This window comes from Pseudomonas songnenensis, assembly GCF_003696315.1.
Taxonomy (GTDB): Bacteria; Pseudomonadota; Gammaproteobacteria; order Pseudomonadales; family Pseudomonadaceae; genus Stutzerimonas; species Stutzerimonas songnenensis.
This window is the reverse complement of record NZ_RFFN01000004.1, coordinates 174,618-200,526: the sequence shown is the minus strand read 5'-3', so window position 1 is coordinate 200,526 and position 25,909 is coordinate 174,618. Positions and strand designations below refer to the sequence as shown.

The 25,909-nt window shown below is 64.8% G+C and carries 26 protein-coding genes and 1 tRNA gene; 19 read left to right on the top strand and 8 right to left on the bottom strand.

All coding sequences use genetic code 11. The annotated features are described in order from the left end of the window. The first annotated feature begins 24 nt into the window (after positions 1–24). From EA798_RS13165 to EA798_RS13125, 9 genes are read left to right on the top strand one after another with little or no spacing between them, the layout of a single operon-like run. Positions 25–1,047 carry a fatty acid desaturase family protein gene (locus EA798_RS13165; RefSeq protein WP_122099249.1) on the top strand — a complete coding sequence of 341 codons (1,023 nt, stop codon included), beginning with the start codon at positions 25–27 and terminating at the stop codon, positions 1,045–1,047. A gap of 1 nt (position 1,048) precedes the next feature. Continuing rightward, positions 1,049–1,837 carry an SDR family NAD(P)-dependent oxidoreductase gene (locus EA798_RS13160; RefSeq protein WP_058064385.1) on the top strand — a complete coding sequence of 263 codons (789 nt, stop codon included), beginning with the start codon at positions 1,049–1,051 and terminating at the stop codon, positions 1,835–1,837. Further along, positions 1,837–2,592 (top strand): SDR family NAD(P)-dependent oxidoreductase, encoded by a 756-nt coding sequence (locus tag EA798_RS13155; protein ID WP_122099248.1) that lies wholly within the window; start codon positions 1,837–1,839, stop codon positions 2,590–2,592. The genes EA798_RS13160 and EA798_RS13155 overlap by 1 nt, the downstream gene beginning before the upstream one ends. Continuing rightward, the gene (locus EA798_RS13150; protein WP_122099247.1) at positions 2,589–3,473 is read left to right on the top strand and encodes a DMT family transporter; all 885 of its coding nucleotides are present in this window, start codon (positions 2,589–2,591) and stop codon (positions 3,471–3,473) included. Before EA798_RS13155 ends, EA798_RS13150 begins: the two co-directional genes overlap by 4 nt. Next, a complete protein-coding gene (locus EA798_RS13145) occupies positions 3,470–4,231 on the top strand; it encodes a creatininase (protein ID WP_122099246.1) in 762 nt (253 codons plus the stop codon). The genes EA798_RS13150 and EA798_RS13145 overlap by 4 nt, the downstream gene beginning before the upstream one ends. After that, the gene (locus tag EA798_RS13140; protein WP_122099245.1) at positions 4,228–4,881 is read left to right on the top strand and encodes a cysteine hydrolase family protein; all 654 of its coding nucleotides are present in this window, start codon (positions 4,228–4,230) and stop codon (positions 4,879–4,881) included. Before EA798_RS13145 ends, EA798_RS13140 begins: the two co-directional genes overlap by 4 nt. Positions 4,882–4,930: 49 nt before the next feature. Beyond that, on the top strand, positions 4,931–5,740 hold the full coding sequence (locus EA798_RS13135) for a hypothetical protein (protein WP_122099244.1): 810 nt from the start codon (positions 4,931–4,933) through the stop codon (positions 5,738–5,740). Continuing rightward, positions 5,737–6,618 (top strand): ABC transporter permease, encoded by an 882-nt coding sequence (locus EA798_RS13130; RefSeq protein ID WP_122099243.1) that lies wholly within the window; start codon positions 5,737–5,739, stop codon positions 6,616–6,618. The genes EA798_RS13135 and EA798_RS13130 overlap by 4 nt, the downstream gene beginning before the upstream one ends. Before the next feature lie 2 nt (positions 6,619–6,620). After that, a complete protein-coding gene (locus EA798_RS13125) occupies positions 6,621–7,460 on the top strand; it encodes an ABC transporter ATP-binding protein (RefSeq protein ID WP_208643722.1) in 840 nt (279 codons plus the stop codon). A 2-nt stretch (positions 7,461–7,462) separates the two neighbouring features. Here EA798_RS13125 and EA798_RS13120 read toward each other — a convergent pair whose 3' ends face one another. Then, positions 7,463–8,485, bottom strand: a complete 1,023-nt coding sequence (locus tag EA798_RS13120; protein ID WP_122099241.1) for an alpha/beta fold hydrolase — start codon at positions 8,483–8,485, stop codon at positions 7,463–7,465. 142 nt (positions 8,486–8,627) lie between these two features. On the opposite strand from EA798_RS13120, the gene glnT reads away from it, so the two are divergent. The 3 genes from glnT to EA798_RS13105 all read left to right on the top strand — a co-directional run bounded on the left by glnT (position 8,628) and on the right by EA798_RS13105 (position 11,760). Next, positions 8,628–9,992: a type III glutamate--ammonia ligase gene (gene glnT / locus EA798_RS13115; RefSeq protein ID WP_122099344.1), complete on the top strand. Its 1,365-nt coding sequence runs from the start codon at positions 8,628–8,630 to the stop codon at positions 9,990–9,992. Between the two features lie 15 nt (positions 9,993–10,007). After that, positions 10,008–11,075: a putative urea ABC transporter substrate-binding protein gene (locus tag EA798_RS13110; RefSeq protein ID WP_122099240.1), complete on the top strand. Its 1,068-nt coding sequence runs from the start codon at positions 10,008–10,010 to the stop codon at positions 11,073–11,075. A 64-nt stretch (positions 11,076–11,139) separates the two neighbouring features. Continuing rightward, a complete protein-coding gene (locus EA798_RS13105; RefSeq protein WP_122099239.1) occupies positions 11,140–11,760 on the top strand; it encodes a TetR family transcriptional regulator in 621 nt (206 codons plus the stop codon). Here EA798_RS13105 and EA798_RS13100 read toward each other — a convergent pair. Both EA798_RS13100 and EA798_RS13095 read right to left on the bottom strand, forming a co-directional pair. Then, complete coding sequence (locus tag EA798_RS13100; protein ID WP_122099238.1) at positions 11,749–12,021, bottom strand: DUF1652 domain-containing protein; 273 nt, start codon at positions 12,019–12,021, stop codon at positions 11,749–11,751. The genes EA798_RS13105 and EA798_RS13100 overlap by 12 nt on opposite strands. A 324-nt stretch (positions 12,022–12,345) precedes the next feature. After that, positions 12,346–12,435: transfer RNA gene (locus EA798_RS13095), tRNA-Ser, on the bottom strand. Positions 12,436–12,563: 128 nt separating this feature from the next. Here EA798_RS13095 and EA798_RS13090 point away from each other — a divergent pair. The 7 genes from EA798_RS13090 (at position 12,564) to EA798_RS13060 (ending at position 16,787) form a co-directional block, all read left to right on the top strand. Further along, positions 12,564–13,232, top strand: a complete 669-nt coding sequence (locus EA798_RS13090; protein WP_038660536.1) for a Bax inhibitor-1/YccA family protein — start codon at positions 12,564–12,566, stop codon at positions 13,230–13,232. 90 nt (positions 13,233–13,322) lie between these two features. Next, entirely contained in the window at positions 13,323–13,715 is a 393-nt protein-coding gene (gene tusD / locus EA798_RS13085) for a sulfurtransferase complex subunit TusD (RefSeq protein WP_122099237.1), read from the top strand. Beyond that, positions 13,715–14,074 carry a sulfurtransferase complex subunit TusC gene (gene tusC / locus EA798_RS13080; RefSeq protein WP_122099236.1) on the top strand — a complete coding sequence of 120 codons (360 nt, stop codon included), beginning with the start codon at positions 13,715–13,717 and terminating at the stop codon, positions 14,072–14,074. The genes tusD and tusC overlap by 1 nt, the downstream gene beginning before the upstream one ends. Next, positions 14,074–14,376 (top strand): sulfurtransferase complex subunit TusB, encoded by a 303-nt coding sequence (gene tusB, locus EA798_RS13075; protein ID WP_122099235.1) that lies wholly within the window; start codon positions 14,074–14,076, stop codon positions 14,374–14,376. The genes tusC and tusB overlap by 1 nt, the downstream gene beginning before the upstream one ends. After that, positions 14,373–14,705 carry a TusE/DsrC/DsvC family sulfur relay protein gene (locus EA798_RS13070; RefSeq protein WP_122099234.1) on the top strand — a complete coding sequence of 111 codons (333 nt, stop codon included), beginning with the start codon at positions 14,373–14,375 and terminating at the stop codon, positions 14,703–14,705. The genes tusB and EA798_RS13070 overlap by 4 nt, the downstream gene beginning before the upstream one ends. Continuing rightward, positions 14,702–15,685, top strand: coding sequence for a glycosyl transferase family protein (locus tag EA798_RS13065; protein ID WP_122099233.1), 984 nt, complete (start codon positions 14,702–14,704; stop codon positions 15,683–15,685). The genes EA798_RS13070 and EA798_RS13065 overlap by 4 nt, the downstream gene beginning before the upstream one ends. 82 nt (positions 15,686–15,767) lie before the next feature. Continuing rightward, positions 15,768–16,787 (top strand): glutathione S-transferase family protein, encoded by a 1,020-nt coding sequence (locus tag EA798_RS13060; protein ID WP_122099232.1) that lies wholly within the window; start codon positions 15,768–15,770, stop codon positions 16,785–16,787. A 38-nt stretch (positions 16,788–16,825) separates the two neighbouring features. Here the strand turns inward: EA798_RS13060 and nahK are convergent, their stop codons facing one another. The 5 genes from nahK to EA798_RS13035 form a co-directional block, all read right to left on the bottom strand. Continuing rightward, on the bottom strand, positions 16,826–19,465 hold the full coding sequence (gene nahK, locus EA798_RS13055; RefSeq protein ID WP_162557719.1) for a hybrid sensor histidine kinase/response regulator NahK/ErcS': 2,640 nt from the start codon (positions 19,463–19,465) through the stop codon (positions 16,826–16,828). Then, positions 19,395–20,558, bottom strand: coding sequence for a nitric oxide-sensing protein NosP (gene nosP / locus EA798_RS13050; RefSeq protein ID WP_106155006.1), 1,164 nt, complete (start codon positions 20,556–20,558; stop codon positions 19,395–19,397). The genes nahK and nosP overlap by 71 nt, the downstream gene beginning before the upstream one ends. A 346-nt stretch (positions 20,559–20,904) precedes the next feature. After that, positions 20,905–22,092: a porin gene (locus EA798_RS13045; protein ID WP_106155007.1), complete on the bottom strand. Its 1,188-nt coding sequence runs from the start codon at positions 22,090–22,092 to the stop codon at positions 20,905–20,907. A 269-nt stretch (positions 22,093–22,361) separates the two neighbouring features. Beyond that, the gene (gene pqqF, locus EA798_RS13040; protein WP_122099231.1) at positions 22,362–24,899 is read right to left on the bottom strand and encodes a pyrroloquinoline quinone biosynthesis protein PqqF; all 2,538 of its coding nucleotides are present in this window, start codon (positions 24,897–24,899) and stop codon (positions 22,362–22,364) included. A 34-nt stretch (positions 24,900–24,933) separates the two neighbouring features. Next, positions 24,934–25,881 carry a MerR family transcriptional regulator gene (locus EA798_RS13035; RefSeq protein ID WP_106155009.1) on the bottom strand — a complete coding sequence of 316 codons (948 nt, stop codon included), beginning with the start codon at positions 25,879–25,881 and terminating at the stop codon, positions 24,934–24,936. Positions 25,882–25,909 lie beyond the last annotated feature (28 nt).

Genomic DNA, 25,909 nt, shown 5'->3' with positions numbered 1-25,909 from the left:
GCCCGCCTGTGCTGGAGAAAAACCATGACTGCCAAACCTCTGTACCGTTACGCCGATGGCCGCCTGCCCAACACGCTGGCGATCCTCTATACCGCGCTCGCCTACGGCGGCGGCCTGGCTCTGCTGTTCGCCGGTAACGGCTGGCTGAACGCACTGGGCACGCTGCTGCTGGCCCACGGCATGATCATCGCCGCCTACCTGATCCACGAATTCGCCCACGGCGCGATCTTCAGCGTGCCCAAGCACAACGAATGGGCCGGCAATGTCTGCAGCTGGCTGTGCGGCAGCTGCTACGCCGAGTTCCAGGACCTGCGCAAGAAGCACATGCGCCACCACGTCGACCGCGCCGACGTGATCACCTTCGACAGCAAGGCCTTTCTCAGGGCACGCCCGCTGTGGTTCCAGAAGCTGGTGCTGGCGCTGGAATGGGCCTATGTGCCGGCGGTGGAGCTGATCATGCATTTCTATGTGATATCCCTGCCCTTCATCACCGACAACGACAAGCACCGCGCCCGGCGCGGCAAGGTCGCCGCGGTGTTGGCCATTCGCACACTGCTCTTTGCCGGGCTCGCGGTGCTCTCGCTGAAGGCCGTGCTGCTCTACGCCGTGGCCTGGATGATCATGCTCAGCGTGCTGCGTTTCGCCGATGCCTATCAGCACACCTACGAGGCCTTCGCCGTGCTGGAGGACGGTGGCAAGCTGCCGGAGGACAAGCGCCGCGACCGCAGCTACGAGCAGCAGAACACCTACAGCAACGTGGTTTCCGAGCGCTGGCCGGCGCTGAACCTGCTGCTGCTCAACTTTTCCTTCCACAACGCCCACCACGAGAAGCCGGTGGCGCCCTGGTATCGCCTGCCCAAGCTGCACGCCGAGCTGTACGGCAGCACCTACAACCAGGTCATCCCGATGCGCAAGCTGCTCGGCAGCTTCCACCGCTACCGCGTACGCCGCGTGCTGGACGATGACTACGGGGTGGTCAGCGAAGGGCCGCACAAGGCCGACAACTTCTACGGCGCCGTGGGCGTCTCCTTCCTGACGGCGGTGTGACATGCACAAGGCACTGGATTACCGCGGCCGTTGCGTGGTCATCACCGGCGCCGCCGGGGGCATCGGCCGGGGCCTGGCGCAGAGCTTCGCCGCTGCCGGCGCCACCCTGGAGCTGCTGGACCGTGACGCCGACGCCCTCGCCCGGCTCGCCGACGAACTCGCTGGCGAGACGCCGCTGCACTGCACCGCACTGGACCTGGGTGATCGGCAGGCGGTGCAGCAGTATGCCGATGACCTCGCCTGCCGCGGCCTCAATGCCGATGTGCTGATCAACAACGCCGGCGTCGAATACGCCACGCCGCTGGGCGAGTGCAGCTTCGAGGCCGATCAGCGCTGGTCGGCCCTGCTGGAGAACAACGTCGGCTCCATGCAGCGCCTGACCCGCGCATTGCTGCCACGCCTGCGCGCCGGCGCCAGCGTGATCAACCAGGCCTCGATCTGGGGTCTGAAAGGCGTGCCGGGCTTTTCCGCCTATGTCGCCAGCAAGCACGCGGTGGTCGGCCTGACCCGTTCGCTGGCCTGGGAGCTGGGCCCGCGGCGCATCCGGGTGAACGCGGTGTGCCCCGGCTGGATCGGCACCGATGCGGCCATGCGCTCGCTGCAGGTGATGGCGGACGCCAACGGCCGCAGCGACAGCGCCGAGCTCGCGGCGATACTCGCCAACCAGGCCATTCCGGAGCTGCTGACACCGGCCGATCTGGGCGGCACCTTCCTGTTCCTCGGCTCACCGCTGGCCGCCGCCCTGACCGGGCAGGCGCTGTCGGTCAGCCACGGCGAGGTGATGCACTGATGGCTGCCATCCTTACCGGGCAGACCGCTCTGGTCACCGGCGCGGCGACCGGCATCGGCCGTGCCACCGCACTCGCGCTGGCCGCCGAAGGCGCGCGGGTCTGGATCAACCATCGCAATCAACACGACCTGGCGGAACGAGTGCTCGAGCAGATCATCGCCAGCGGCGGCGACGCCTCGGCCATCGAGGCGGATGTCAGCGATCCGGTTGCGGTCGCGGCAATGTTCGAGACCATCGAGGCGCAGGGACCGCTGGATCTGCTGGTCAACAACGCCGGGGTGATCCTGGAAAAGCCCTTTCTCAAGACCAGCGAGGCAGACTGGGCCATGGTGCTGGGCGTCGATCTCGCCGGCGTCTACCGCTGCTGCCGCCATGCACTGGCACAGATGCAGCCGCGGCGCAGCGGCGCCATCGTCAATGTCGCCTCGGACCTCGGATTTCTCGGCCGCGAACAGTACGCCGCCTACTGCACGGCCAAGGCCGGGGTGATCGGCCTGACCCGCTCGTTGGCCCGCGAATTCGCTGCAGACGGCATCCGCATCAATGGCGTCGCACCCGGCCCCATCGCCACGGCGATGGTCAGCCCGGAGCACATGAGCGACGAGTGGATGGCCAAGGAGCTGGCGATCCCCATGGCGCGCCTGGGTACGCCGGAGGAAGTCGCGGCGGCCATCGTCTTCCTGCTTTCGCCGCAGGCGAGCTATTTCACCGGACAGCTGCTCGGGCCCAACGGCGGCTCCTGGATGGGCGCATGAACAGCCTGATGCCACAGGGCATGCTGATCGGCGGCGCCATCATGTGGGGGCTGGGCTGGCTGCCGCTGCAGTTCTTCGCGGCCCGCGGCCTGGCCGGCATGCCGCTGGTGTTGCTGACCTATTCGCTGCTCAGCCTGCTGGCGCTGCCGGTGCTCTGGCAGCAGCGCCGCCAGTGGGCGAGCCAGTATCGCCAGGTACTCACCATGGGCCTGTGCGGCGGCTGGGCCACCGCGGCACTGGTCACCGCCCTGGCCGACGGCAACGTGGTGCGGGTGATGCTGCTGTTCTACCTGGCGCCGGTGTGGGCGATGGTCGGCGGCTGGCTGCTGCTTGGCGAACGCCTCAGCGGCACACGGCTGTTCGCCCTGGGGCTGGCGATGCTCGGCATCGGTCTGACCCTTGGCGTCACGGGCGAAGCCCTGGACGCGCCAGGCGCGAATGACTGGCTGGCACTTTCCGCCGGCCTCGCCTTCAGCCTCAACAACCTCGCCACTCGCGCCGCCGACCGGGTGCCGCTGGCGAGCAAGGCGCTGGTCAGTTTCGTCGGCAGCGCGCTGCTCGGTGGGCTGTTCTGCCTGCTGCTGCGCCAGCCACTTCCGCCCCTGGATCTGACCCTGAGCTGGCAGATCGCCCTGCTCGCCCTCGGCTGGCTGGTCAGCATGGCCGCTGTGCAGTACGGCCTGACTCATCTGGAAGCCGGCCGCGCCGCAGTGCTGGTGGTGTTCGAGCTGATCGCCGCGGTGCTGTCGTCCGCCTGGTTCGGCGCCCACGCCATCGGCCCGAACGAATGGCTCGGCGCCGCCCTGATCACCACCGCTGCGCTGATCGCCGGCTGGCCGGAACGTCCCCTTTCAATCGCGACAAGGAGCACCTGCGCATGACCGTGCACATGGATCAACTGAGCTGGGTCGATTACGAACGCCGCGTGCGCGAAGGCGCCGTGGTCTTTCTGCCCTGCGGCGCCACGGAGCAGCATGGCCCACACCTGCCGCTGGGCACCGACGCGCTGCTGGCCAGCGCGATCAGTGCCGACGTGGCGGCACGAGTCGGCGGACTGGTCGCACCGGCGCTGTCATACGGCTACAAGTCGCAACCGAAATGCGGCGGCGGCCAGCACTTCTGCGGCACCACCAGCCTGGATGGCGCGACCTTGAGCGCCCTGGTGCGCGACGCCGTGCGTGAGTTCCATCGCCACGGTGTGCGCCGCCTGGTGCTGGTGCTCGGCCATTACGAGAACCAGTGGTTCGTCGCCGAGGGCATCCAGCTGGCGCTGCGCGACCTCGGGCCGGACGCCGCGCTGGAGGTGATGCGCCTGGAGCACTGGGACTTCTGCCACGAGCAGACCCTGACCGACATCTTCCCGGAAGGCTTTCCCGGTTTCGCGCTGGAGCATGCTGCGGTGATCGAGACCTCGCTGATGCTGCACTTCCATCCGCAGCTGGTGGCGCTGGAGAAGATTCCCGACGACGCCCCGGCCGACTTCCCGCCCTACGACATGTACCCCACCCGTACCGAATGGGTGCCGCCCTCCGGGGTGCTGTCCTCGGCCAGGGGCTCCAGCGCGGCGAAAGGCCAGCGGCTGGCCCACGACATCGTCGAAGGCATCGCCGCCGCGGTGTGCAAGGAGTTCGCCCTGTGAGCCTGAAAGACCTGCACCCCGCGCGCACGGCGCTGCTGGTGATCGACATGCAGCGCGACTTCTGCGCGCTGGGCGGTTACGCCGACCAGGCCGGCATGGACGTCAGCCGCCTGCGTGCACCGATCCCGGCGATCCAGGCACTACTGGATCGCACACGCAGCCTGGGCATGCTGGTCGTGCACACCCGTGAAGGCCATCGTCCGGATCTCTCCGACCTGCCCGCCCCCAAACGCCGCCGTGCCAAAGCGACCGGCGCCCCCATCGGCAGCCCCGGCCCCCTTGGCCGCCTGCTGGTGCGCGGCGAATTCGGCCATGACCTGATCGACGAACTGCAACCACGCGCTGGCGAGCCGGTGATCGACAAACCCGGCTACAGCGCTTTCGCCCATACCGATCTCGAACTGATCCTGCGCCGCCGCGGCATCGAGCGGCTGATCCTGACCGGCGTGACCACCGAGGTCTGCGTGGCCTCGACCCTGCGACAGGCCATCGACCTTGGTTTCGACTGCCTGACCGTCCGCGACGCCTGCGCCTCGTCCGACCCGCAACTGCATGCGGCTGCGCTGGCGATGATCGAGGTGGAAGGCGGCCTGTTCGGCAGCGTGATCGACAGCCATGGGCTGTTGAGCCTGCTGGAGGGATCGCCATGACTCCTAAGCCTGATCGCGTCCGAAGCACGCCATTTGCGGAGCATTACCCATGAAAACCGTTCCCGATGCCTATCTCGGCGTCTGGCGCCGCCGCCTGCTGACCACGACGGCCGGCCTGCGCGACGAAACCAGTGAGGTCTACTGGCTGCAGACCGCCAGCCTGCACGCCGATATCCGCCTGCAACGGCCACAAACACTGCCGCTGGCCGCATCACTGGAAACCTGCAGCCATGCCCAGCAGCTGGCGCTGAGCGAACAGGCCGGCTTCGCCGGCATCACCGAGCTCAACGGCGATATTTGCCAGTGGCATCGGCTGATCGACTTCCAGCCAGCGGGCGGGCCTGCGGATATCGGCCTGATGCGCTTCGAGACCCCGGAGCGGCTGCTGGAGGACGGGCTGGACGGCAGCTACCACGAAATCTGGCAGCGCCTGCCCGAATCCGATGGCGTCCACTGGGGCCTTTGGTTGAGGGCGGCAAAACAGCCGGCCCGCCAGGCCTGCCTGCTGGTGGCGGGCGATTACTTCCTGTTCGCCGCCGAGCGACCGATTCTGTTGCCGACCAGCGCAGGCCATCTGCGTGACCAGCTTGCCGCCGTCGGCCCCGCGCTGCGGCCACAGTTGCTGGCCTGCGAGCTGTCCTTCGGCCGCCATCGCAACGGCGCCACGCCCTGGCAGATCACCCATTCAACGCTGCCCGGCCGCGTCGGCGACGCCCTGCTGTCGAGCTACTGGAACTTCGCCGACCCCGCCAGTCTGCCCGCCGCGGACCTCGCCGCGCTCGGCCGTTATCCGGCGGCCGGTGGCTGGCAACGCGTCGAACTGGATGTGCCCACCGCTATGCAGGAGGTTCCCGCATGACCGCACAGCTCAGCATTCCCAGCACGGCCACCGTCGCGCAGCAGACGCAACCGCCAGTGCCCGCTGCACAGGCCGCAGAGCAGGTGGTGCGCAAAGGCAGTTTCTGGCGCATTCGCGGCGACCTCTCGCGGCGCAGTGCCTGGCTGCTAACTGGCGCCGGGCTGAGCCTGCCCTTCGCCATCTGGTGGCTATGGACCGCCCTCGGCCTGGCCGACCCGATGTTTATGCCGAGCCCCGGCGCAGTGCTTGAGCGCATCGGTCGCTGGTGGACCAGCGAGGGGCTGCTGGGGGATATCGGCATCAGCGTCTGGCGGGTCATGGCGGGCTTCGGCGCCTCGGCGCTGATCGCCCTGCCGCTGGGGCTGTACATCGGCACGTACCGGCCGGTGCAGGCCTTTCTAGAACCGCTCACCGACTTCATTCGCTACATGCCGGCCGTCGCCTTCATTCCGCTGGTGATGCTCTGGGTCGGCATCGACGAAGGCTCCAAGGTGCTGATCATCTTCATCGGCACCTTTTTCCAGATGGTGCTGATGGTCGCCGAAGACGTGCGCCGCGTACCCATGGCGCAGATCGAGGCGGCGCAGACCATGGGCGCCAATCGGGGCGAAATCGTCAAGCTGGTGATCCTGCCTTCGGCCAAGCCGGCGCTGCTCGACACCCTGCGCATCACCTGCGGCTGGGCCTGGACCTACCTGGTGGTGGCCGAACTGGTCGCGGCCAACTCCGGCCTCGGCTACGCCATTCTCAAGGCGCAGCGCTACATGCACACCGACAAGATCTTCGCCGGCATCCTGCTGATCGGTCTCATCGGCCTGATCACCGATCAGGCCTTCCGCTGGTTGCACCGCCGCGCCTTTCCCTGGATGAGGAAATGACCATGTCCGATGCCAAGATTCGTGTACGCCAGGTCGGCAAGACCTTCGTCAGCGAGCGCCGTGAGGTGCAGGCGCTGCAGTCGATCGACCTGGATATCCAGCCCAACGAGTTCGTCACCTTCGTCGGCGCGTCGGGCTGCGGCAAATCCACGCTGCTGCGCATCATCGCCGGGCTGGAAACGTTGAGCCGTGGCGAGATCCTGCTCGACGGCAAGCCCATCGACGGCCCTGGCGTCGACCGCGCCATGGTCTTCCAGCACTACAGCCTCTACCCCTGGCTGACGGTGATGCAGAACATCAAGTTCTGCCGCCAGCTCAAGGTGATCGGCGACACCGTGCGCCACGATGGAGACGTGGAGTCCGCCGCCGGCCGCGCCGATGCCCTGCTCAATCTGATGGGCCTGACGCGCTTCGCCGATGCCTACCCCAGCCAGCTCTCCGGCGGCATGAAGCAACGCGTTGCCATTGCCCGCGCCCTGCTGCCCAAACCCGCGACGCTGCTGATGGACGAGCCGTTCGGTGCGCTGGATGCGCAGACCCGCGAAGTCATGCACGACCTGATCCGCCATGTGCACCGGCTGGAAAAGAGCACCATCCTGTTCGTCACCCACGATGTCGAAGAAGCCATCTATCTGGGCAGCCGCATCGTGCTGATGGCGCCACGCCCCGGGCGCATCGATTCGATCTACGAGGTGCCGCTGCCGGCCCAGCGGCATCAGGACATGAAGCTTGCGCCAGAATTCACCGAGCTCAAGCGCGAGATCCTCACCCGCATCCGCGAAACCTCCGGCATGCAGACCGACCTCGAGCAGCTAGCCAGACTCAGCGCCGTGGCCGGCTGAGGTTAGCGGCCAAGCAGTTCGGCCATTGCCGCGAACACCTGACGCATGGCAGGCGCGCTGCGGCCCGGCCCACCGGCGCAGTGCCCCCAGTCCGATTCGAGCACCCGTAACTCGGCACCCGGAATCAGCGCGGCCTCGTGGCGGGCATCCTCGACGGTGAAATACAGATCGCTGCTGCCGGGCATCAGGATGGACCGCGCACGGATGCGACCCAGCGCTTCGGCCAGCGAGCCGGCAGCGAAACTGCGGGCCGGGTCGGCCGATTGCCAGGTATGCAGCACGCAGAGCAGGTCGTTGGCGTCCTGCTCCAGATGATCCTGTTCCCAGTAGTCGAGCAGCGCCTCCAGGCTCTCGAAGCCCAGCTCGCGCCACAGCTCATGACGATAGAACGCCTGCGAATAGGCCCAGCCGGCATAGACGCGGCCAAAGGCACGCAGCCCGCGTTCCGGCGGCGTGGCGTAGCAACCGCCCTGCCAGGCCGCGTCGGCACACAGCGCCGCCTTCACCCCTTCGAGAAACACCCGGTTGTGCGGCCAGCAGCGTGCCGTGCAGCAGAACGGCAGGATGGCGCGCATCCGCTCCGGATAGGCCATTGCCCAGAACAGCGTCTGCATGCCGCCCATGGACCAGCCGCTGACCAGGGCGAGCTGCCAGTCGTCGCCATACAACCGATCGAGCAACGCTTTCTGCGCCCTCACGTTGTCCAGCAGGCCGACCCGCGGGAAGTCCGCTGCGCCCTGACCGGGCGCAGCGTTGCTCGGCGACGTCGACCAGCCTGCGCCGAACAGGTTGGTCAGCACCACGCAGTAATCGCCACCTGCCAGCGGGCCATCCGCACCAAGCAGGGGCAGGCTGCCCCAATGTGTGCCGCCGTAGTAGCTCGGAATCAGCACGAGGTTGTCCCGCGCGCGGTTCGGCGTGCCCACTACCTGATAGCAGAGCCGCGCATTGCGCAGGCGTTCGCCATTTTCGAGGCGCATTTCGCCCAGCGCAAAAAATTTCTTTTCCCTTTTTATTTCAATCATCTGCGTGACTCCTGCAGTGGCGCAGAGGGCGCCAGGCGGCACCAGCGTCGGCCCGTTTCTATACACGCTGGCATGTATATTGGATGAAGGAATCGTGCCAGCGGCCCCGGCCGCCATTCATGATTCCAAGGAGCGCAAGCCGATGACCAGCTTTCCCCTCTCCTCCGTCGAGGAGTTGAAACAGCAGTTGCAGGACAAGGGTGTGAAGTACGCGATGGCCAGCTACGTCGACATCCACGGCGTGATCAAGGGCAAGTTCGTCCCCATCGCCCATCTCGGCCAGATGCTCCGCGGCTCCGAGCTCTACACCGGTGCGGCGCTGGACGGCGTCCCGCAGGAGATCAGCGACAACGAGGTGGCCGCGATGCCAGACCCGGCGACCGCCACCCAGTGCAGCTGGAACCGCGATCTCGCCTGGTTCGCCAGCGACCTCTACCTGGACGGCCAGCCCTTCGACGCCTGCTCGCGCGGCATCCTCAAGCGCCAGACCGAAGCCGCTGCAGCGCTGGGCTACACCTTCAACCTCGGCATCGAGACCGAGTTCTTCCTGTTCAAGGACACCCCGGATGGCGGCTTCGCGCCCATTTCCGAGCGCGACGACATGGCCAAGCCCTGCTACGACCCGCGCCTGCTGATGGACAACCTGCCCATCGTCGACGAACTGGTGCAGGCGATGAACGAGATGGGCTGGGGCGTCTACTCCTTCGACCACGAGGACGCCAACGGCCAGTTCGAAACCGACTTCAAGTACACCGACGCCCTCGGCATGGCCGACCGCTTCGTGTTCTTCCGCATGATGGCGGGCGAGATCGCCCGCAAGCACGGCGCTTTCGCCACCTTCATGCCCAAGCCCTCGGCCAACCGCACCGGCAGCGGCGCGCACTACAACATGTCGCTCGCCGACATCGAGACCGGCAAGAACCTGTTCGAAGTCGATGGCGAAGACCCCTATGGCTGCGGCGTGACCCCGCTGGCCTATCACTTCATCGCCGGGGTGCTGAAACACGCCAAGGCCATCTGCGCGGTCATCGCGCCTACGGTCAACAGCTACAAGCGGCTGATCCGCAAGGGCGCCATGTCCGGCTCGACCTGGGCGCCGGTGTTCTGCTGCTACGGCAACAACAACCGCACCAACATGCTGCGCATTCCGTCCCAGGGCGCGCGGGTCGAATGCCGCGCCGCCGACATCGGCTGCAACCCCTACCTCGGTGCCGCGATGATCCTCGCCGCCGGTCTGGAGGGCATCCGCGACAAGCTCGATCCCGGCCAGCCGCACCGCGAGAACATGTATCACTACAGCGAACGGGAGGTCGCGCAGATGGGTATCGAGACCCTGCCGCGCACCCTCAGCGAAGCCATCGACGCCTTCGAGGCCGACCCGCTGTCGCGCCAGGTGTTCGGCGATGCCATGTACCAGGCCTTTGTCGAGTTCAAGCGCGACGAATGGAACGCCTACCACACCCATGTTTCCGACTGGGAAATCCAGCGCTATCTGAAGTTCTTCTGAACCGGGAGTACCGCCATGCACGGCACCATGATGAAAAAGCTGCTCTGCGCCGGGGCCATTGCCCTCGCCGCCCTCGCCCCGCTGGCCCAGGCGGAGGAGAAAAAGACCTTCAACCTGGCCTGGACCATCTACGTCGGCTGGATGCCCTGGAAGTACGCCGACGAGTCGGGAATCATGAAGAAGTGGGCCGACAAGTACGGGATCGAGGTGAACATCAGCCAGATCAACGACTACGTCGAGTCCATCAACCAGTACAGCGCCGGCCAGTTCGACGGCGTGGTCGCCACCAGCATGGATGCGCTGTCGATCCCGGCGGCCGGTGGCGTCGACACCACCGCGCTGATCGTCGGCAGCTATTCCAACGGCAACGACGGGCTGGTGATGAAGGGCACCAGCGATCTCAAGCAGATCAAGGGCCAGCAGGTGCACCTGGTCGAGCTGTCGGTGTCGCACTACATCCTGGCCAAGGCGCTGGACAGCGTGGGCCTGTCGGAGAAGGACGTACAGGTGGTCAACACCTCGGACGCCGACATCGTCGCTGCCTTCAGCACGGCCGATGTACGCAACGTGGCGACCTGGAGTCCGCTGCTGCAGGAAGTTGCCGCCGCTCCCGACGCCCATCAGGTCTTCGACTCGGCCAGCGTGCCGGGGCACGTCAAGGACCTGCTGATCGTCAATAGCGAGACGCTGGCCGACAATCCCGCCTTCGGCAAGGCAGTCACCGGCGCCTGGTACGAGGTGATGGCGATCATGGCCAGCGACACGCCGCAAGGCGCCGAGCTGCGTGCCCAACTGGGCGCAGCCTCCGGCACTGACCAGGCGGGCTACGAAGCGCAACTCAAGGGCACGCATATGTTCTATCAGCCAGCCGAAGCGATCGCCTTCATCTCCGGCGAACCGGCCCACGAAGCGATGGACAGCGTGCGCACGTTCTCCTTCGACCACGGCCTGCTGGGCGACGGTGCCGATTCGGCGGACTTCGTCGGTATCGCCATGCCGGCCGGCGCGCTCGGTGATCAGGGCAATCTCAAGCTGCGCTTCGACACCACCTACATGCAGATGGCCGCCGACGGCGCCCTGTGAGGGCTTGCCACGCAGCGGGCCTTGCCGGCACGCTGCGTGGCCGCCGCGCATTTCGAGGAGCCTCATGCGCCGTACCAAAGAAGACGCAGAACAGACCCGCCTCAAGGTCATCGCCGCGGCGCTGGAGCTGTTCAGCCGCAACGGCTATTCGAACACCACGCTGGCGATGATCGCCGAGGCCGCCGGCTTCAGCCGCGGCCCGATCTACTGGCACTTCAAGAGCAAGGATGAGCTGTACGAAGCGGTGCTGGCCTACTCCCAAGAGCCGCTGGAGCAGCTGATCGAGCAGAGTCGCCAGCTGGCCGGCAGCCCGCAGGTGGCGCTGGAGCACTTCGTCGGCGAATGGTTTCGCCTGCTGCTGGAAGAACGCTGGTATCGGCAGTCCTTCGAGATCCTGCTGAACAAGACCGAACTCACAGCGCAGATGGCGAGCACGCTCAAGCGCGAACGCAAGCTCACCCGTGCCATGGTGCAGTTGCTGGAAGAACTGATTGCCAAGGCGCACGCGGATGAAGGATCGGCGCGATCACTGGCCTTGCTGCTCTATTCGAGCCTGATGGGCATCACCCACACCTGGCTGCTGTCGCCCAAGCTGTTCTCACTCAGGGAACAGACGCCATGCATGACGCGCAGCCTGTTGGCGCTGGTGGCGCCTGGCCTTACAACAGATGGGCTATCCCAGTAGCCGCGGGCGTTCGAGCTTGCTCAACAGCGCCGGCCGGAGCGCCGCCGCATCCAGATCGATGGTATTGATCAGACCGGTGATGTCGGCCTGGGACAGGGAAATGCGACATGGCAGACCAGTCAGCAGCAGCGACTCACCGGCTGTCTCGTCTATCAGCATCACACGAATCGTCGAAGGTGAATCCATTCGCGCACTGAACACCAGCGGCGCGTAGTACTGCTGCACCATCGCGAAGGCTTCCGGTTGCCTGAAGCGTTTCATGAAAGACAACTCCATTTGTCAGGCGGCGGATTCTAGCAGCGGCTGACGCCTTGGCCTCTGCGGCAATTGCCAACTCTGCCACAGGCATAATCGATTTTTGTTCAGACACGACCGCCACAGTCACCGCTGCGGTTAGGCGCACCAGAACAGGGCTTGATGCCGGCGTCAGCGAGGGGACAAAGAGAGGTGATTACTGGCGCCAAAATGACAAGGCGGTCGGCAAGGCTGCGGGCGCTCAGATGCAGGCGATAAGCCCTACGTGGATATTCTCCCAGGCCCAGAAACGCTGAAGGCCCCGGAATACGGGGCCTTCAGGATTGCAGATGGCGGAAGCGCAGAGATTCGAACTCTGGGAAGGGTCTCCCCTTCGGCGGTTTTCAAGACCGCTGCCTTCAACCACTCGGCCACACTTCCGGATAAAGCGGGCGCAATAGTACCGGATAGAAATACACTGTCAAACACTGATGCTAGGCATCTCACTTGCCTCTGCTATGATCCGGGACAAATCGTCTCAGGCTTGATTTCATCCAAGGAGTGTCGCCATGCACGAACACGAATACGCGCTTAGCCACACGCAGGTCGAACAGCGCGAGGTCAGCAAGGTCCTGCGCAACACCTACGGGCTCTTGGCCATGACGCTCGCGTTCAGCGGCCTGGTTGCCTACATGGCCATGCAGGCCAACGCTGCGTACCCGAACATCTTCGTTGTGCTGATCGGCTTCTACGGCCTGTTCTTCCTCACCGCCAAACTGCGCAACTCGGTATGGGGCCTGGTATCCACCTTCGCCCTGACCGGCTTCATGGGCTATACGCTCGGCCCGATCCTCAACATGTACCTGGGATTGGCCAACGGTGGCGAGCTGATCAGCTCAGCGCTGTCGATGACCGCTCTGGTGTTCTTCGGCCTGTCGGCCTACGTGCTGATCACCCGCAAGGACATGAGCTTCCTCAGTGGCTTCATCACCGCGGGCTTCTTCGTGTTGATCGGCGCCATGCTGGCGGGCTTCTTCTTCCAGATTACCGGGCTGCAACTGGCGATCAGCGCAGGTTTCGTGCTGTTCTCCTCGGCCTGCATCCTGTTCCAGACCAGCGCCATCATCCACGGCGGCGAGCGCAACTACATCATGGCCACCATCGGCCTGTTCGTTTCGCTGTACAACCTGTTCATCAGCCTGCTGCAGCTGCTGGGCATCTTCGGTGGCGACGACTGATCGCTCCCCAGCTTGAACAAGCCCGCTTCGGCGGGCTTTTTCATGCCCGCAGCTGGCGTATCATGTCGGCTGTTCTGCCATGGTGCTCCGATGAAATTCGCTATCGCCCTGTTCGCCCCGCCCCATTCGCCCGCTGCTCGCCGCGCGCTACGCTTTGCTGAAGCGACCCTTGCCGGCGGGCATGAGATCGTCAGGCTGTTCTTCTATCAGGACGGCGTGCACAGCGCTTCGGCGAACAGCGTGGCGGCGCAGGACGAACTGGACGTGGCGGCCGAATGGAGCCGTTTCGTCAGCGCCAACCAGCTGGACGGCGTGGTCTGCATCGCCGCCGGCCTCCGTCGCGGCGTGCTGGATGCCGGCGAGGCGCAGCGCTATCAGCGCCCGGCAGCCAATCTTGCCGCTGGCTGGGAGCTGTCGGGCCTCGGACAACTGCATGAAGCGGCGCAACAGGCCGATCGACTCGTCTGCTTCGGAGGTCATTGATGGCACGCTCCATGCTGATCATCAGCCGCCAGTCGCCCTGGGCCGGCCCATCGGCGCGTGAAGCGCTGGATATCGTGCTGGCCGGTGGGGCTTTCGAACTGCCGTTGGGGCTGCTGTTTCTCGACGACGGCGTGTTTCAGCTCGTCGGCTCACAGCGGGCTGCTTCGGTCGAGCAGAAAGACCTGACGGCGAATCTGCAGGCGCTGCCGCTGTTCGGGGTCGACGCGCTGTTCGCCGCACGCCGCAGCCTGGCCGAGCGCAACCTGGATGAATCTTCTCTGGCGCTGTCCGTCGAGGTACTCGACGACGCTGGCCTGAGTGCCCTGATCAACCGCTATGACCATGTGATCACGATCTGATGGCGACCCTGCATCTGCTTTCCCACACGCCTTTTGGCGATAGCCGCTTCAGCAGCTGTCTGCCGCTTCTGGCCGATTCCGACGCCCTGCTGCTGACCGGCGACGCAACCTACGCCCTGACGGCAGGGACACAACCTGCCGCCGAACTTGAGCGCCTGCCGGAACAGGTCGCCGTGTTCGCGCTGGACGAGGACGTGCAGGCCCGTGCGCTCAGTGCGCTGCCCGCGCGGGTGCAGTTGCTGGACTATGCCGGCTTCGTCGAGCTGACCTGCCGCTACCAGCGGGTGAACAGCTGGTTATGAGCCTGTTAGTCGACGGGCGCGAGATCACGCTGGACAAGGACGGCTTTCTGGTCGATCTGGCCGACTGGAACGAAGCCGTCGCCGAAGCGCTGGCGGACCGTGAAGAGCTGGCACTGGAAGCCGACCACTGGGAGATCCTGCGGCTGCTGCGCGAGTTCTACGCCGAATTCCAGCTCTCCCCAGCCACGCGCCCGTTGATCAAATACACCGCGCTCAAACTCGGCGCGGAGAAAGGCAACAGCCTGCACCTCAACCGCCTGTTCAAGGGCACTCCTGCGAAACTAGCAGCCAAGCTGGCCGGGCTGCCTAAACCGAGCAATTGCCTATGAGCCTCGAAACGCCTGCAGAACATCCTTTCGCCACCTTCGTGCGCATTCTCGGCAAAGGCAAACGGGGCGCACGCGACCTGACGCGTGAAGAGGCCCGCGATGCCATGGGTATGCTGCTCGACGGCAAGGTCGAGGACGCTCAACTCGGCGCCTTCCTGATGCTGCTGCGGCACAAGGAGGAAAGCGCCGAGGAGCTGGCCGGTTTCACCGAGGCAGTGCGGGCAAGGGTGCAGGCACCGGCTATTCCAGTCGATATCGACTGGCCGAGCTATGCCGGCAAGAAGCGCCACCTGCCCTGGTACCTGCTGGCCGCCAAATGCCTGGCAAACAACGGCGTGCGCATCCTCCTGCACGGCGGCGGCGCGCACACTGCCGGCCGCATATATACCGAACAGCAACTGGAGCTGCTGGGCATCCGCCGCTGCGAGAACTGGCAACAGGTCGGCGCTGCACTGGATCAGAGCAATCTCGCGTTTATCCCGCTGGGTGCCTGGATGCCGGTACTGCAGCGCATGATCGACATGCGCAACCTGCTCGGCCTGCGCTCGCCGGTGCACTCGCTGGCGCGCCTGCTCAATCCGCTCGGTGCCCGCTGCGGCCTGCAGAGCATCTTCCACCCCGGCTATCAGGATGCCCATCGCCAGGCCAGCGCCCTGCTCGGTGACCACGCCATCGTCATCAAGGGCGAAGGCGGCGAGATCGAGATGAACCCGGACAATATCTCCCACCTCTACGGCACCACCAACGGAATGCCCTGGGATGAAGAGTGGCCAGCACTGTCCGAGCGCCGCCATGTGAAGCCGGCGCAGCTCGATCCGCAACAGCTGCTCGCGGTCTGGTCCGGCGCGCATGAAGACGCTTACGGCGAGCTGGCGGTAATTGCCACCATGGCGCTTGCCTTGCGCGGCTTGGGGATGGAGCGCGAGGCAGCATTCGAGCGGGCTCAAGGCTACTGGCAGGCACGCCACTCATCGATTTAAGCGATAGGATTAACCCACCGTTCGGTCACATTAATCGAACCATGCTTCCTAGACTGCCTCCTATCCGCAACAGGAGGAAAAAATGGGATTACTGATAGATGGCCAGTGGCATGACCGCTGGTACGCAAGCCGCGACGGCAGATTCGAACGAGAGCATTCCAAACGTCACAACTGGATAACCCGGGACGGCTCGCCGGGCCCGGGTGGCAAGACGGCCTTTCCAGCCGAGGCGGGCCGCTACCACCTCTACGTCTCTCTCGCCTGCCCCTGGGCGCATCGCACACTGATCTACCGCAAACTCAAAGGCCTCGAAAAGCTGATCGACGTGTCCGTAGTCAGCTGGCTGATGGCCGAAAATGGCTGGACGTTCGACAAGGCCACCGGCTCCAGCGGCGATGCGCTGGACGACCTCGACTATTTGCATCAGCGCTATACCCGCGATGATTCCGGCTACTCCGGGCGCGTCACCGTGCCGCTGTTGTGGGATCGCGAGCGTCAGTGCATCGTCAACAATGAATCCTCCGAGATCATCCGCATTCTCAACGGTGCCTTCGACGACATCACCGGCTCGCCCGTGGATTTCTACCCAGAGCCCCTGCGCGGCGAGATCGATGCGCTCAATGCGCGGATCTACCCGGCCATCAACAACGGCGTGTACCGCGCCGGCTTCGCCACCACACAGGAGGCGTATGAAGAGGCATTCGACGAGCTGTTTCGCGAGCTGGAGTGGGTCGAAAGGCGGCTGGGTAAACAGCGCTACCTGACCGGGGAGTACCTGACGGAAGCCGACTGGCGGCTGTTCACCACGGCGGTGCGCTTCGATGCGGTGTACTTCGGCCACTTCAAGTGCAACCTGCGCCGAATCGAGGACTATCCGAACCTGTCGAACTGGCTACGCGAGCTGTATCAGTGGCCCGGCATAGCCGAAACGGTGGACTTTACCCATATCAAGAGCCACTACTACGCAAGCCACCGGCAGATCAACGGCAACGGCATCATTCCCAAGGGCCCGGCACTTGGGCTGCACCGGCCGCACGACCGCGAGCGCCTGCCGGGGCGTGGAATATGGACGCGCCATCTCAGCACTGCCACGCACGTCTGATGACCGGCCGGAGTACCCGGCCGCCGCTTTCCGTGTCGCTACCCCGCCGTGCCGTGCTCCAGCATATGGCACATGGCAGTCTTCAACTTCATCGGCCGTACCGGCTTGTGCATCAGCATATGACCCAGCTCGCGCACCTGTTGCTTGAGTTCATTGCTGTAATTGGCGGTGATCATCAGCGCCGGTAGCGGGCTGGCGCGGCGCGCGTTGACGGTGGCGACTACATCGATGCCAGTGTGGCCGTTGTCCAGATGGTAATCGGCGATCATCAGGTCGGCTTCGGCATGGAAGTTGTCGACCTGCCGCGCCAGGTCTTCCTCGGACAGTGCGGTGATCACCTTGCAGCCCCAGCCTTCCAGCAGCGTGCGCATGCCGGCACAGATCGCCGTGTCGTTGTCCAGTACCCACACCCGAGCGCCCTGCAGCCGCTGCAGTACCAATTCGGTGGTGCTTGGCTCCGGGCGTGCCTTGGGCGCACGCTTGGCTAGCGGCACGTCGATGGTGAAGCAGGAGCCGCGCCCCGGCTGGGACGTGACGCGAATGCGATGCCCGAGGATGCGCGCGATCTTCTCGACGATGGCAAGGCCTAGGCCGAGGCCGCGATCCTGATTCGGCCGTACGCCCTCCCCGCGCTTGAACTCATGGAATATCTCCTCGAGCTTGTCCGAAGCGATGCCGACACCGGTATCCCACACTTCGATTGACAAGCTCTGCCGATGCCGGCGACAGCCCAGCAGTACGCGCCCCTTGGGTGTGTAGCGAATAGCGTTGGTCAGCAGGTTGCGCAGGATGCGCGCAAGCAGCTGGATATCACTGCGCACCAGCGCCGAACAGGGAATGAAGTCCAGCTGCAACTGCTCGGCCCCGGCAATCTGGCGAAACTCCATGGCGAGGTTTTCCAGCAGTTCGCTGACGGCGAACGGGGCGATATCCGGCTTGATCACGCCGGCATCCAGCTTGGAAATGTCGACCAAGGTGCCGAGCAGATTTTCCACGTCCTCCAGTGAATTGCTGATATTGCGGATCAACCCGCCATTGAGCGCGCCCGGCTGCTCGAGCAAGGCGCTGGTGAAAAGCCGTGCCGCATTGAGCGGTTGCAGCAGATCGTGGCTGACCGCCGCGAGAAACTTGGTCTTCGACAGGTTGGCCACTTCCGCCTCACGCTTGGCTTCACGCAGCCGGGCCTCGACGTGACTGCGCTCATCGATTTCGCGTAGCAGCTGGTCGTTGAGGCTGGTGAGTTCGGCGGTGCGCTCACGCACCCGCTGTTCGAGATTCTGATACGCCTGGTGCAGCGCCTCGGCGGTGCGCCGGCGATCAGTGATGTCCTGGATCAGCACGAAGATGCCGGCGACTTCGCCATTGGCCTGCCGGTTCGGCACATAGGAGCGCAGCATGTAGCGCTGCTGGCCGGCATGGTTGCGCTCGGCCATCTCGAAGCTGACGCTTTCGCCCGACAGTGCCCGGTCGATGTACGGTTCCAGCTGCCGCCAGTGCTCACCGCTGTGGACCTCGCGCAACGACTGGCCGAGCATGCCGTCGCTGGGCCAGCGGTACCATTCCTCGTAGACCTTGTTGGTGAACTCGTAGGTGAGGTCGGCCGACACATAGGCGATCAGCGCCGGTACATGGTCGGTGATCAGGCGGATCCAGCGCTCGCTCTCGCGCAGCGCCTCGGCATGGCGGTAGCGCTCGGTGATGTCGGTGAAGGTATTGACGAAGCCGCCGGTTGGCAGCGCATGGGTGCGGATTTCCAACACGCGCCCATCGAACAGCCGCTGCTCCAGTTCGCGAATCGGCCGGCCGCGGGCGTCACGGCTGTTGGGCGTGAGCAGGGTCAGCTCGCTGTCGGCCATGACCTCCTCGAACGGCCGGTGCGCTTCGATCGGCGCCAACCCGCAGAGTTCGAGGAATCGGCGGTTCCACAACTCCAGCGCGCCTTCGGCGCTGACCATCGCCACGCCCTGGGACAGGTTGTCCACGGCGCGCTGCAATAGCCGCGACTTCTGCGCAAGGGCCTGCTCGCGGCGCATGGTCTCGCTGACCTTCACCTCGGTGATGTCGGTGTAGAGAATCACCAGCCCGCCTTCACGGGTCGGCCGTTCGCTGACCTGCACCCAGCGACCGCTGTTGAGGCGGTACACCGTCGGCTCGTCGCCCTTGCCGCGGTGTTCCTCGACGATCAGCCCGGTGCTTTCAGCCAGCCGCCGCACTTCTGCCAGCCGGGTGCCGGCGTTGATGCGCGCGCGCGTGCGTGTCCACAGGGACTTGAAACGACGGTTGAACAGGACGATGCGCTGGTCGCGGTCGAACAGCACGAAAGCGTCAGAGATGCTCTCGATGGCGTCGACCAGGTGCTGGTGCGCGGTTTCCGCGCGCAGCCGCGCATCGCTGAGCAGCTGGTTGCTGCCCTTGAGTTCGGCCATCGCCTGGTTCAGGGCGTCGGTACGCTCGCGGACCTGCTCGGCCAGTTCCACCGAATGCTGAAACGCCGCATAGGAGGCATCGCGTCCCGCGCCACTGGATTCGACGCGCTCGATCAGTGCGGCGTTGATGCGCTTGAGCTTGAGGTTTTCCCGCTCGAGTTCGGCCTGTCGTGCCAGCAGCTCAGCGACCTGCCCGGCCTCCGGGTCGGCCAATGGCGACACCGGTGAAGGTCTGGTTGATGTGCATGCCATTGAACTGCTCTCCGTAGGTGTTGAAGCCGATCACCTGCTGGCGTCGGAGAAAAGCCGAGGTTTCTTCGCTGGTATCGTTGGCCTCGATTTCCAGGCGACGCAGGAAACAGTCGCAGCCAATCGTGAGCAGCGGCGGGCCGAGGCGCTGCTCCAGACGCTGAAACAGGGCTTCCAGGTTCGGCATCAGCGGGCCGGGTTCCATGGCGGTGAGCACGATGCCGTTCTCCACGGCGCAATAGAAGGTCAGGCTCATGTCCTCGTTGACCTTCTGGATCGAGCGCACGTAGTAGTGCTCGTTGATACGCACCGCCAGCGGATGAGCCGCAAACAGACGGTGATCGAGATCGCTGACCGGTACACCGATCAGCCGTGCGTACTCCTCCGCAGCCGGCTCGGCATTCAGCTCGTAGACCCGACGGCTGTTGCTGTCGGCACGGGTCACCACCAGTTTGTCCTCAAGCGGCAGGATGTGATGGGTGGTGAACACCTCGAAATCTAGCCAGGTATTGATCAGCACCACGATGGCCGCGCCGCTGTAGAACCGGCCGTCGTAATAGACGTAGGTATCGCTGAGGTGATTGTCGTCGCCGGCCGAACCACCGAAATGCGGAATGCTGCCGAAGGCTGCGCTCAGTGCAGAGAGCACGATCTCCTCACGACTGGATAGCCCGTCGAGCAGGGTCAGCGCAAAGCTGTGATCCTTGATCGGCGCCAGCGAGTTGCTGCGGCAGTCGCTGCCCAGGCGCTCGACCAGCTGCTGGGCCTCGATCAGGCTGAAGCGATCCATCTCGTCGATCAGCTCGCAGGCGATGGAAAAGCTGCGATGGTCAAAGCCGACTGCCGTCACGCAACTGCGACCATAGCCCTGCGAGGTGATTTCCCCCGCCGAGGTACAACCGACCAGACGCACGCCACCGAAGTATTGGCGCAGCGCATCGCCCAGTGCCGGCAGGTCGTACTCCGCCGAACAGAAGAACAGCACAAAGCCCAGATGCGGATGCATCAGCTGGCGTGCCAGGTCCTGTGCCACCGTCTCGGGCAGCCGGGCCTCGGACATCGCGGTGCGGATAACTTCGCCTTCTTGTTCGGTCACGCACGATACCCCGCACCACCTGAATCGGATGACCTCATTCTTGGCCAGGGCATATGGTCCGAAAATGCTACTTGAGTACCGGTAAAGGCCTGCCTAGGTAGCATCGCGACGAAACAACGCAGGCGCTGAACAATTCCCGCCCCTGCACGCTTTTCCGACGGCGCGTTTACGCTTCGCGGCGTTCAGAAAGCACAAAGGCCGGCCCCTTGCGGGAGCCGGCCTTTCTGACGCATCAGCGATGACAGGCATCGCCGTAAGGGCGCGGGATACGCTCGACGTACTGGCCCACTGCCTTGCAACGAACGACTCGACCTACGGTTCGGACGTCGTTCGCGCCCTGTCAGCTTTAGAAGCTCAGCGCCGCACCTACTGCAAAGGTGCGGGTTTCTTCGTCGAGCGTTGGATCGTCCTTGCCAGCGATCTCGAACTGATTCAGCTCAGCCACCAGGGTCAGGTTGTCGTTGATGCTGTGGAACAGCGCGATGCCGCGGGTTTCATAGTCAGCTGCACTGCCCAGTCCGTTGCCGTCATCCTTGGTCTTGCCATAGGACAGCGCCACGCGGTTCTTGCCGAAGCGGTAGGAACCCTGCAGCAGGTAGCCGTCGCTGTCCACCTCGCGCAGCAAAGCCTTGTTGGCGTTGTTGGTGAAGAACGGGTTGATGCCTTCGGCCTGGAAGCCCGACGCGGTCAGCGACAGGCTGCCCATCTTGGCCTGTACGCCATAGCCCAGGCCTTTCGAGTCAACTTTCTCGACGCTGCTGTCGGTGTTGTCCGAGCTCTGCTGCATGCCGTTGATCCAGGTGTAGAACTGGGTGCCGCCGAGGTCGAACTCGTAGGTAATCTCGGTTTCGAAGCGCGGCGATTCCTGGTAGGCCTTGTCGATGTCGGAATCGGTGTCTTCGGTGGTATCCACCGGGTCCATGATGCCCGCAGCGATGCGCAGACCATTCATCTTCGGCGAGCGGTAGGTGATCTGTGAGGTCGGGAACGGGTACGGGTAGCCGGTACCGATGTTGCCGAAGGACACGCCGCCGCCATCGACCAGGCCCAGGGTATCGCTGACCTGACCGTAACCGCTGAGCAGTTCGTCGAGCAGGATGTTGGAACGACCGAACAGGCCGAAGTCCTTACCGAACAGCACTTCACCCCATTGCTCGTTGCCAGCAGTGGCATAGAACTGACGAACATCGATGCCGGTTTCGGTGCCGTTGGTGTCACTGTCGTTGATCGTTACCCAGAAGGAAGAGCGGCCGCCCAGCTTGAGGTCGCCGACCTGCTTGCCGAAGTTGAAGCCGATCCAGTTGGGCAGGAAGCCCATCTTCACCCGCGACTGCTTGCGATCGAACTGCTCGCCGTCCCGCTCCACGTCGCTGTGGACGTAGAAGGTGTTGAAGTAGCCATCGGTGGAGAAAGTGGTGTCGTTCTGGTCATAGAGCACGATCTCGGCCACTGCCGACTGGCTCACGGTCATGGCTATTGCACTGGCCAGGGCCAGGGGCAGCAGGGTTGATACGGCTTTCTTGTTGTTGTGCATGGCGCTCTCCGCTGTATTGACGACAAGCAGTCGTGACGGGAGCGATTATCGAAAGGCCATCAAAGCGCACATACGCTGCGATGGCGGCGAAAGGCTAGTACTTTCGCCGCGGGTGCGGTCTTGCACGCAAAGCATCTAATCCATGCGGCCAGGCGACGAGGCTTAGGTCGTACACCCAAAGCAGCGAACGGCCGACCCGCCACGCGGGCAAGGCAACCTTAAGGGTGGAGGATGATGAGGAATGGTTGTCCGAGATGAGCCGCGCTCGTTCAGCGCTGCTGCCAGCGTCCGTCAGGGGCACCGGCATTGGCGACCACATGCCATCCGCCATCGGCCGCACGCAGCGCGTGGAGCTGGGCCTTGATAGCGCTGACATCGCCAGTCGACATCGCGGCAGCCACCGCTACCGGATGCTCGGCGTCTAACCCGGCCAACCGCGCCTGCCAGACAGCCTCGGCCCGCCGGCGAAGATCGTGACTGAGCCCATTGGGCGACTCACCGGCGGAGATGGCCTCCAGCACCTTGTCGGACGGCACCTCCAGGCTGGCCGAGAAGGATTCGAGAAAGGTTTCGATATGGCCGAGGATCTCGGCGGCAGATGCGCTGGGCGACTGCACTGCGAAGACGATGCCGGCGCGCTCGCCAAGCTGCCGAAAGCCGCAGAACACCGCGTAGCCAAGCTGCAACTCGCTGCGCAGACGCCGGAAGAAGGCGCTCTCCATCAGCCTTGCCAGCAGACGCCAGGCTGCTTCCACTGACGCACTACGCACGGGCAACGGGCAGAACAACACCAACGCGTTCTCGGCGCCCGGATCACCGAAGCGCGACCACAGGTAGCGAGGAAACCGCTCCGTGTGCTGTTCGGCAGCCGGTTCGGCAAGCCCCGGCATCGCGGCAAGCACGTCCTGCAATGGTCCGCTCAGGCGGGCGGGAAGTCCTACCGCCAACGCATCCCATCGCGCCCCCTGCCAGACTCGTTCGACCGCGCGCCGATCCAGAATCCTGTTGTCCTCGGCAGCTGACGACTCCAGCACAGGCAAGCGCCGCAGCAGCTGTCGTATGAGTAGCTCATCGGCGCCGGGCACCTTCGCTTCGTCGAACAAACGCCGGCCGCCATCGAATGCAGCGACCGGTGGCTGTTTCAGCTCGTCGAGCAAGTCTTGCAGGACAAGGGGGAGTGCCTCGGCATAGCCGAACAGCGCAAGGCACCAGCTGCCGCCCAGATCGTCGAAGCGCAATTCGACACCCGCCTGGGCTGCCGCCACGGTGTGCGCCCGCAATGCCACATAGAGCACATGCCATAATCCGGCCGGAGGCCGCCCCGTCGTGAACCGCCAGCGCAGGTAGAGCGCGCCCTGTCCACGCGAATCACCGCCATGCTCCAGCCAGCACAAGGCCGGCAACGCCACGGGCGATACCCGCGGCTGCATCTGCCTGCTCAGCCAGGGGTTGCGTTCAGGCAGCTGCCATTGCCACGCCTGGTTGGTTGCGACGGGTAGTCGTTCCGACAGCATGTTCAACGCGAAACCGGTATGGGGCGCGGTGATATCGCCGCGCCGATCGCCACCCTCTCCGTCCACCGTCAGAATGATCGGCTTGCTCCCATCGAGCTGCGTACCCAACGTCCGCAGCGCTCGATGAACCCGCTCGGCATCGATCGTCGGCGTCCAGGCAGCCGGATCGACCCAGTAGCGCAACAGCGCCAAAGGCTCCTTGCCCAGCAGGCCACGCTGGCGGATCTGCACGTACTCGTCCCAAAGCTCGGGCCACGGCGCCTGCGAAGTCATGTACCGCAGCCAACTGCGAACGGCCGCGACGATCTCTCCGCGGTTCGCCATGCCCTGCTCGGTCAGCTGCAGTTCCAGAACGACGACGCCCTGCCCGTCATACCAGTACGGCACGCGAAGCATCAACGCTTCGCACCAGCCGGCCTCGCGCATTGCCCTACAGAGGCTGCCGCTGGCCTGGGAGGCCAGCCACGAAGCCAGAACATCCAGCGCCACGCAGGTTTCGTCGGGCAGGCCGTCCAGTGCAAATGCCAGGTCCAGAAGAGGCCGCGCACCCTCCACCTGCAGATGCAGCGCAACACCGTCATCGGCCCGCAACGGCGCGGTCTGCCTCGCTACGGCATGGGCAACCGGCAGCTGGCATTCGGCGCACTGCAGCAATTCCAGCAGATGCTCGATCCCGCACGGTGCAGCAACCAGCAACTCCATCTGCCCACCGTGATAGAAGCGCTGGTGATAGCCCTTGAGCGCCTGCTGAAAGGCAGGAGATTCGACTACCAGCGTGTCGCGATTACCGGCATGAAAGGCAGAAAACGGATGCGGGGCGCTCAGGGCCGTGCCGATAGCGGCATCGCACAGCGTTTCCCGGTCACGCCCACGCGCGAGGAATTCCGCCTGCAGCACCTCGCGTTCGCGCAGCTGCGCGGCCTCGTCGAGCAGCGGCCGGGCCAGCATATCGAGCAGGCGCTTGAGGGCCTCATCGAAAACGTCGGCAGGTACCTGAAAGAAAAAATCGGTGTGGCGCTCGCGAGTCGATGCGTTCAGTTGTCCGGCATGGCCCTGCACGAACGGCATCAGGCTTTCGGTCGCGGCGTAGGCCCGGCTACCGAGAAACAGAAGGTGTTCGAGGAAGTGCGCAAGCCCGGGGTACTCGCCTGGCGCGTCGTGCGCGCCGGCATGCACGCGGACCAGCGCCGCCGCCTGGCTACCGGCCGGCAACTGGATGAAGGCCAGTCGCAGCCCGTTGGCCAACGTCCGACGCACCGCAAGCAAGTCAGATGGAATGCTGCCTGGTGTCATGGATTGCACTCCCGTACCCGGACAGCCGTTCGCATCAGGTATCCAGCTGGCCAGCGAGAAACTGCCGCAGACGGCGCTGCATCAGCTTGCCAGAGCTGCCCAGACACGCGATCGGCGTGCCCGCCAGGGCTTCACGCCCAAGTTCGGCTGCCTCGCCGGCAAGCGCCAGGGGGCAATCGAGACCCAGCGACAGCTTGTTGAGCTGCCGCAGCTGCGCCTCGCCATGGGGCACGTTGGAGAACAGCACCAGCCCCTGCGGCTTCATCTTGTCGCAGACCAACGCCAGCTCCTCCAGAGGCTGGCCGATAGGCAGCACGCTGACGGCGAGGCTGTCGCCGCTCAACATCAGCCCTGCGACCAGCAATTCCAGTTCGCGGCACTGACCCGGCATCGCCGCGAGCAGAACGCGCTCGCCGCCAGGCATGCGGGCCAGCTGCAAACGCTGCAGTGCCCGCGCGCGCAAGAAGGCATCGAGGAACAGCCATTCGCTGGTACCGCCGAACTCGTCCTGCCGCAGCAGCAGTTCCTGCCAGACCGGCAACAGCACATCCTGGAACACCACGGCCAGTGGATAGGTGGAGAACACCTGGCCGTACAACTGCTCCAGGCGTACCTCGTCGAAGCCATTCACCGCTTCGCGCAGTTGCCCCTGCCACTCGCCCCATTCGCCGCTGACCGTCGCGACTGGCTCTTCGGCTTCGCGGGTCGCCGCGCTGCGGGCCAGAATGCTGCCGACTTTGCTTACCGCCACGCCGCGTTCGGTCCAGGAGAGAATGCTGCGAACCGCTTCGACATCCGCCATCGAATACAGGCGGTGGCCGCTATCCGTACGCGTCGGGCGAATCAGCCCGTAACGACGTTCCCAGGCACGCAGAGTCACCGGGTTTACCCCCGTGAGGCGGGAAACTTCGCGGATGGGGAATAGCTCCTGCTGCTCGAACGCACTCGAGGACAGGTTCGAAGCGCCGGAAGAGTCGGTCATGGGGCGGCTCGCTGGAAAAGAATGCCGA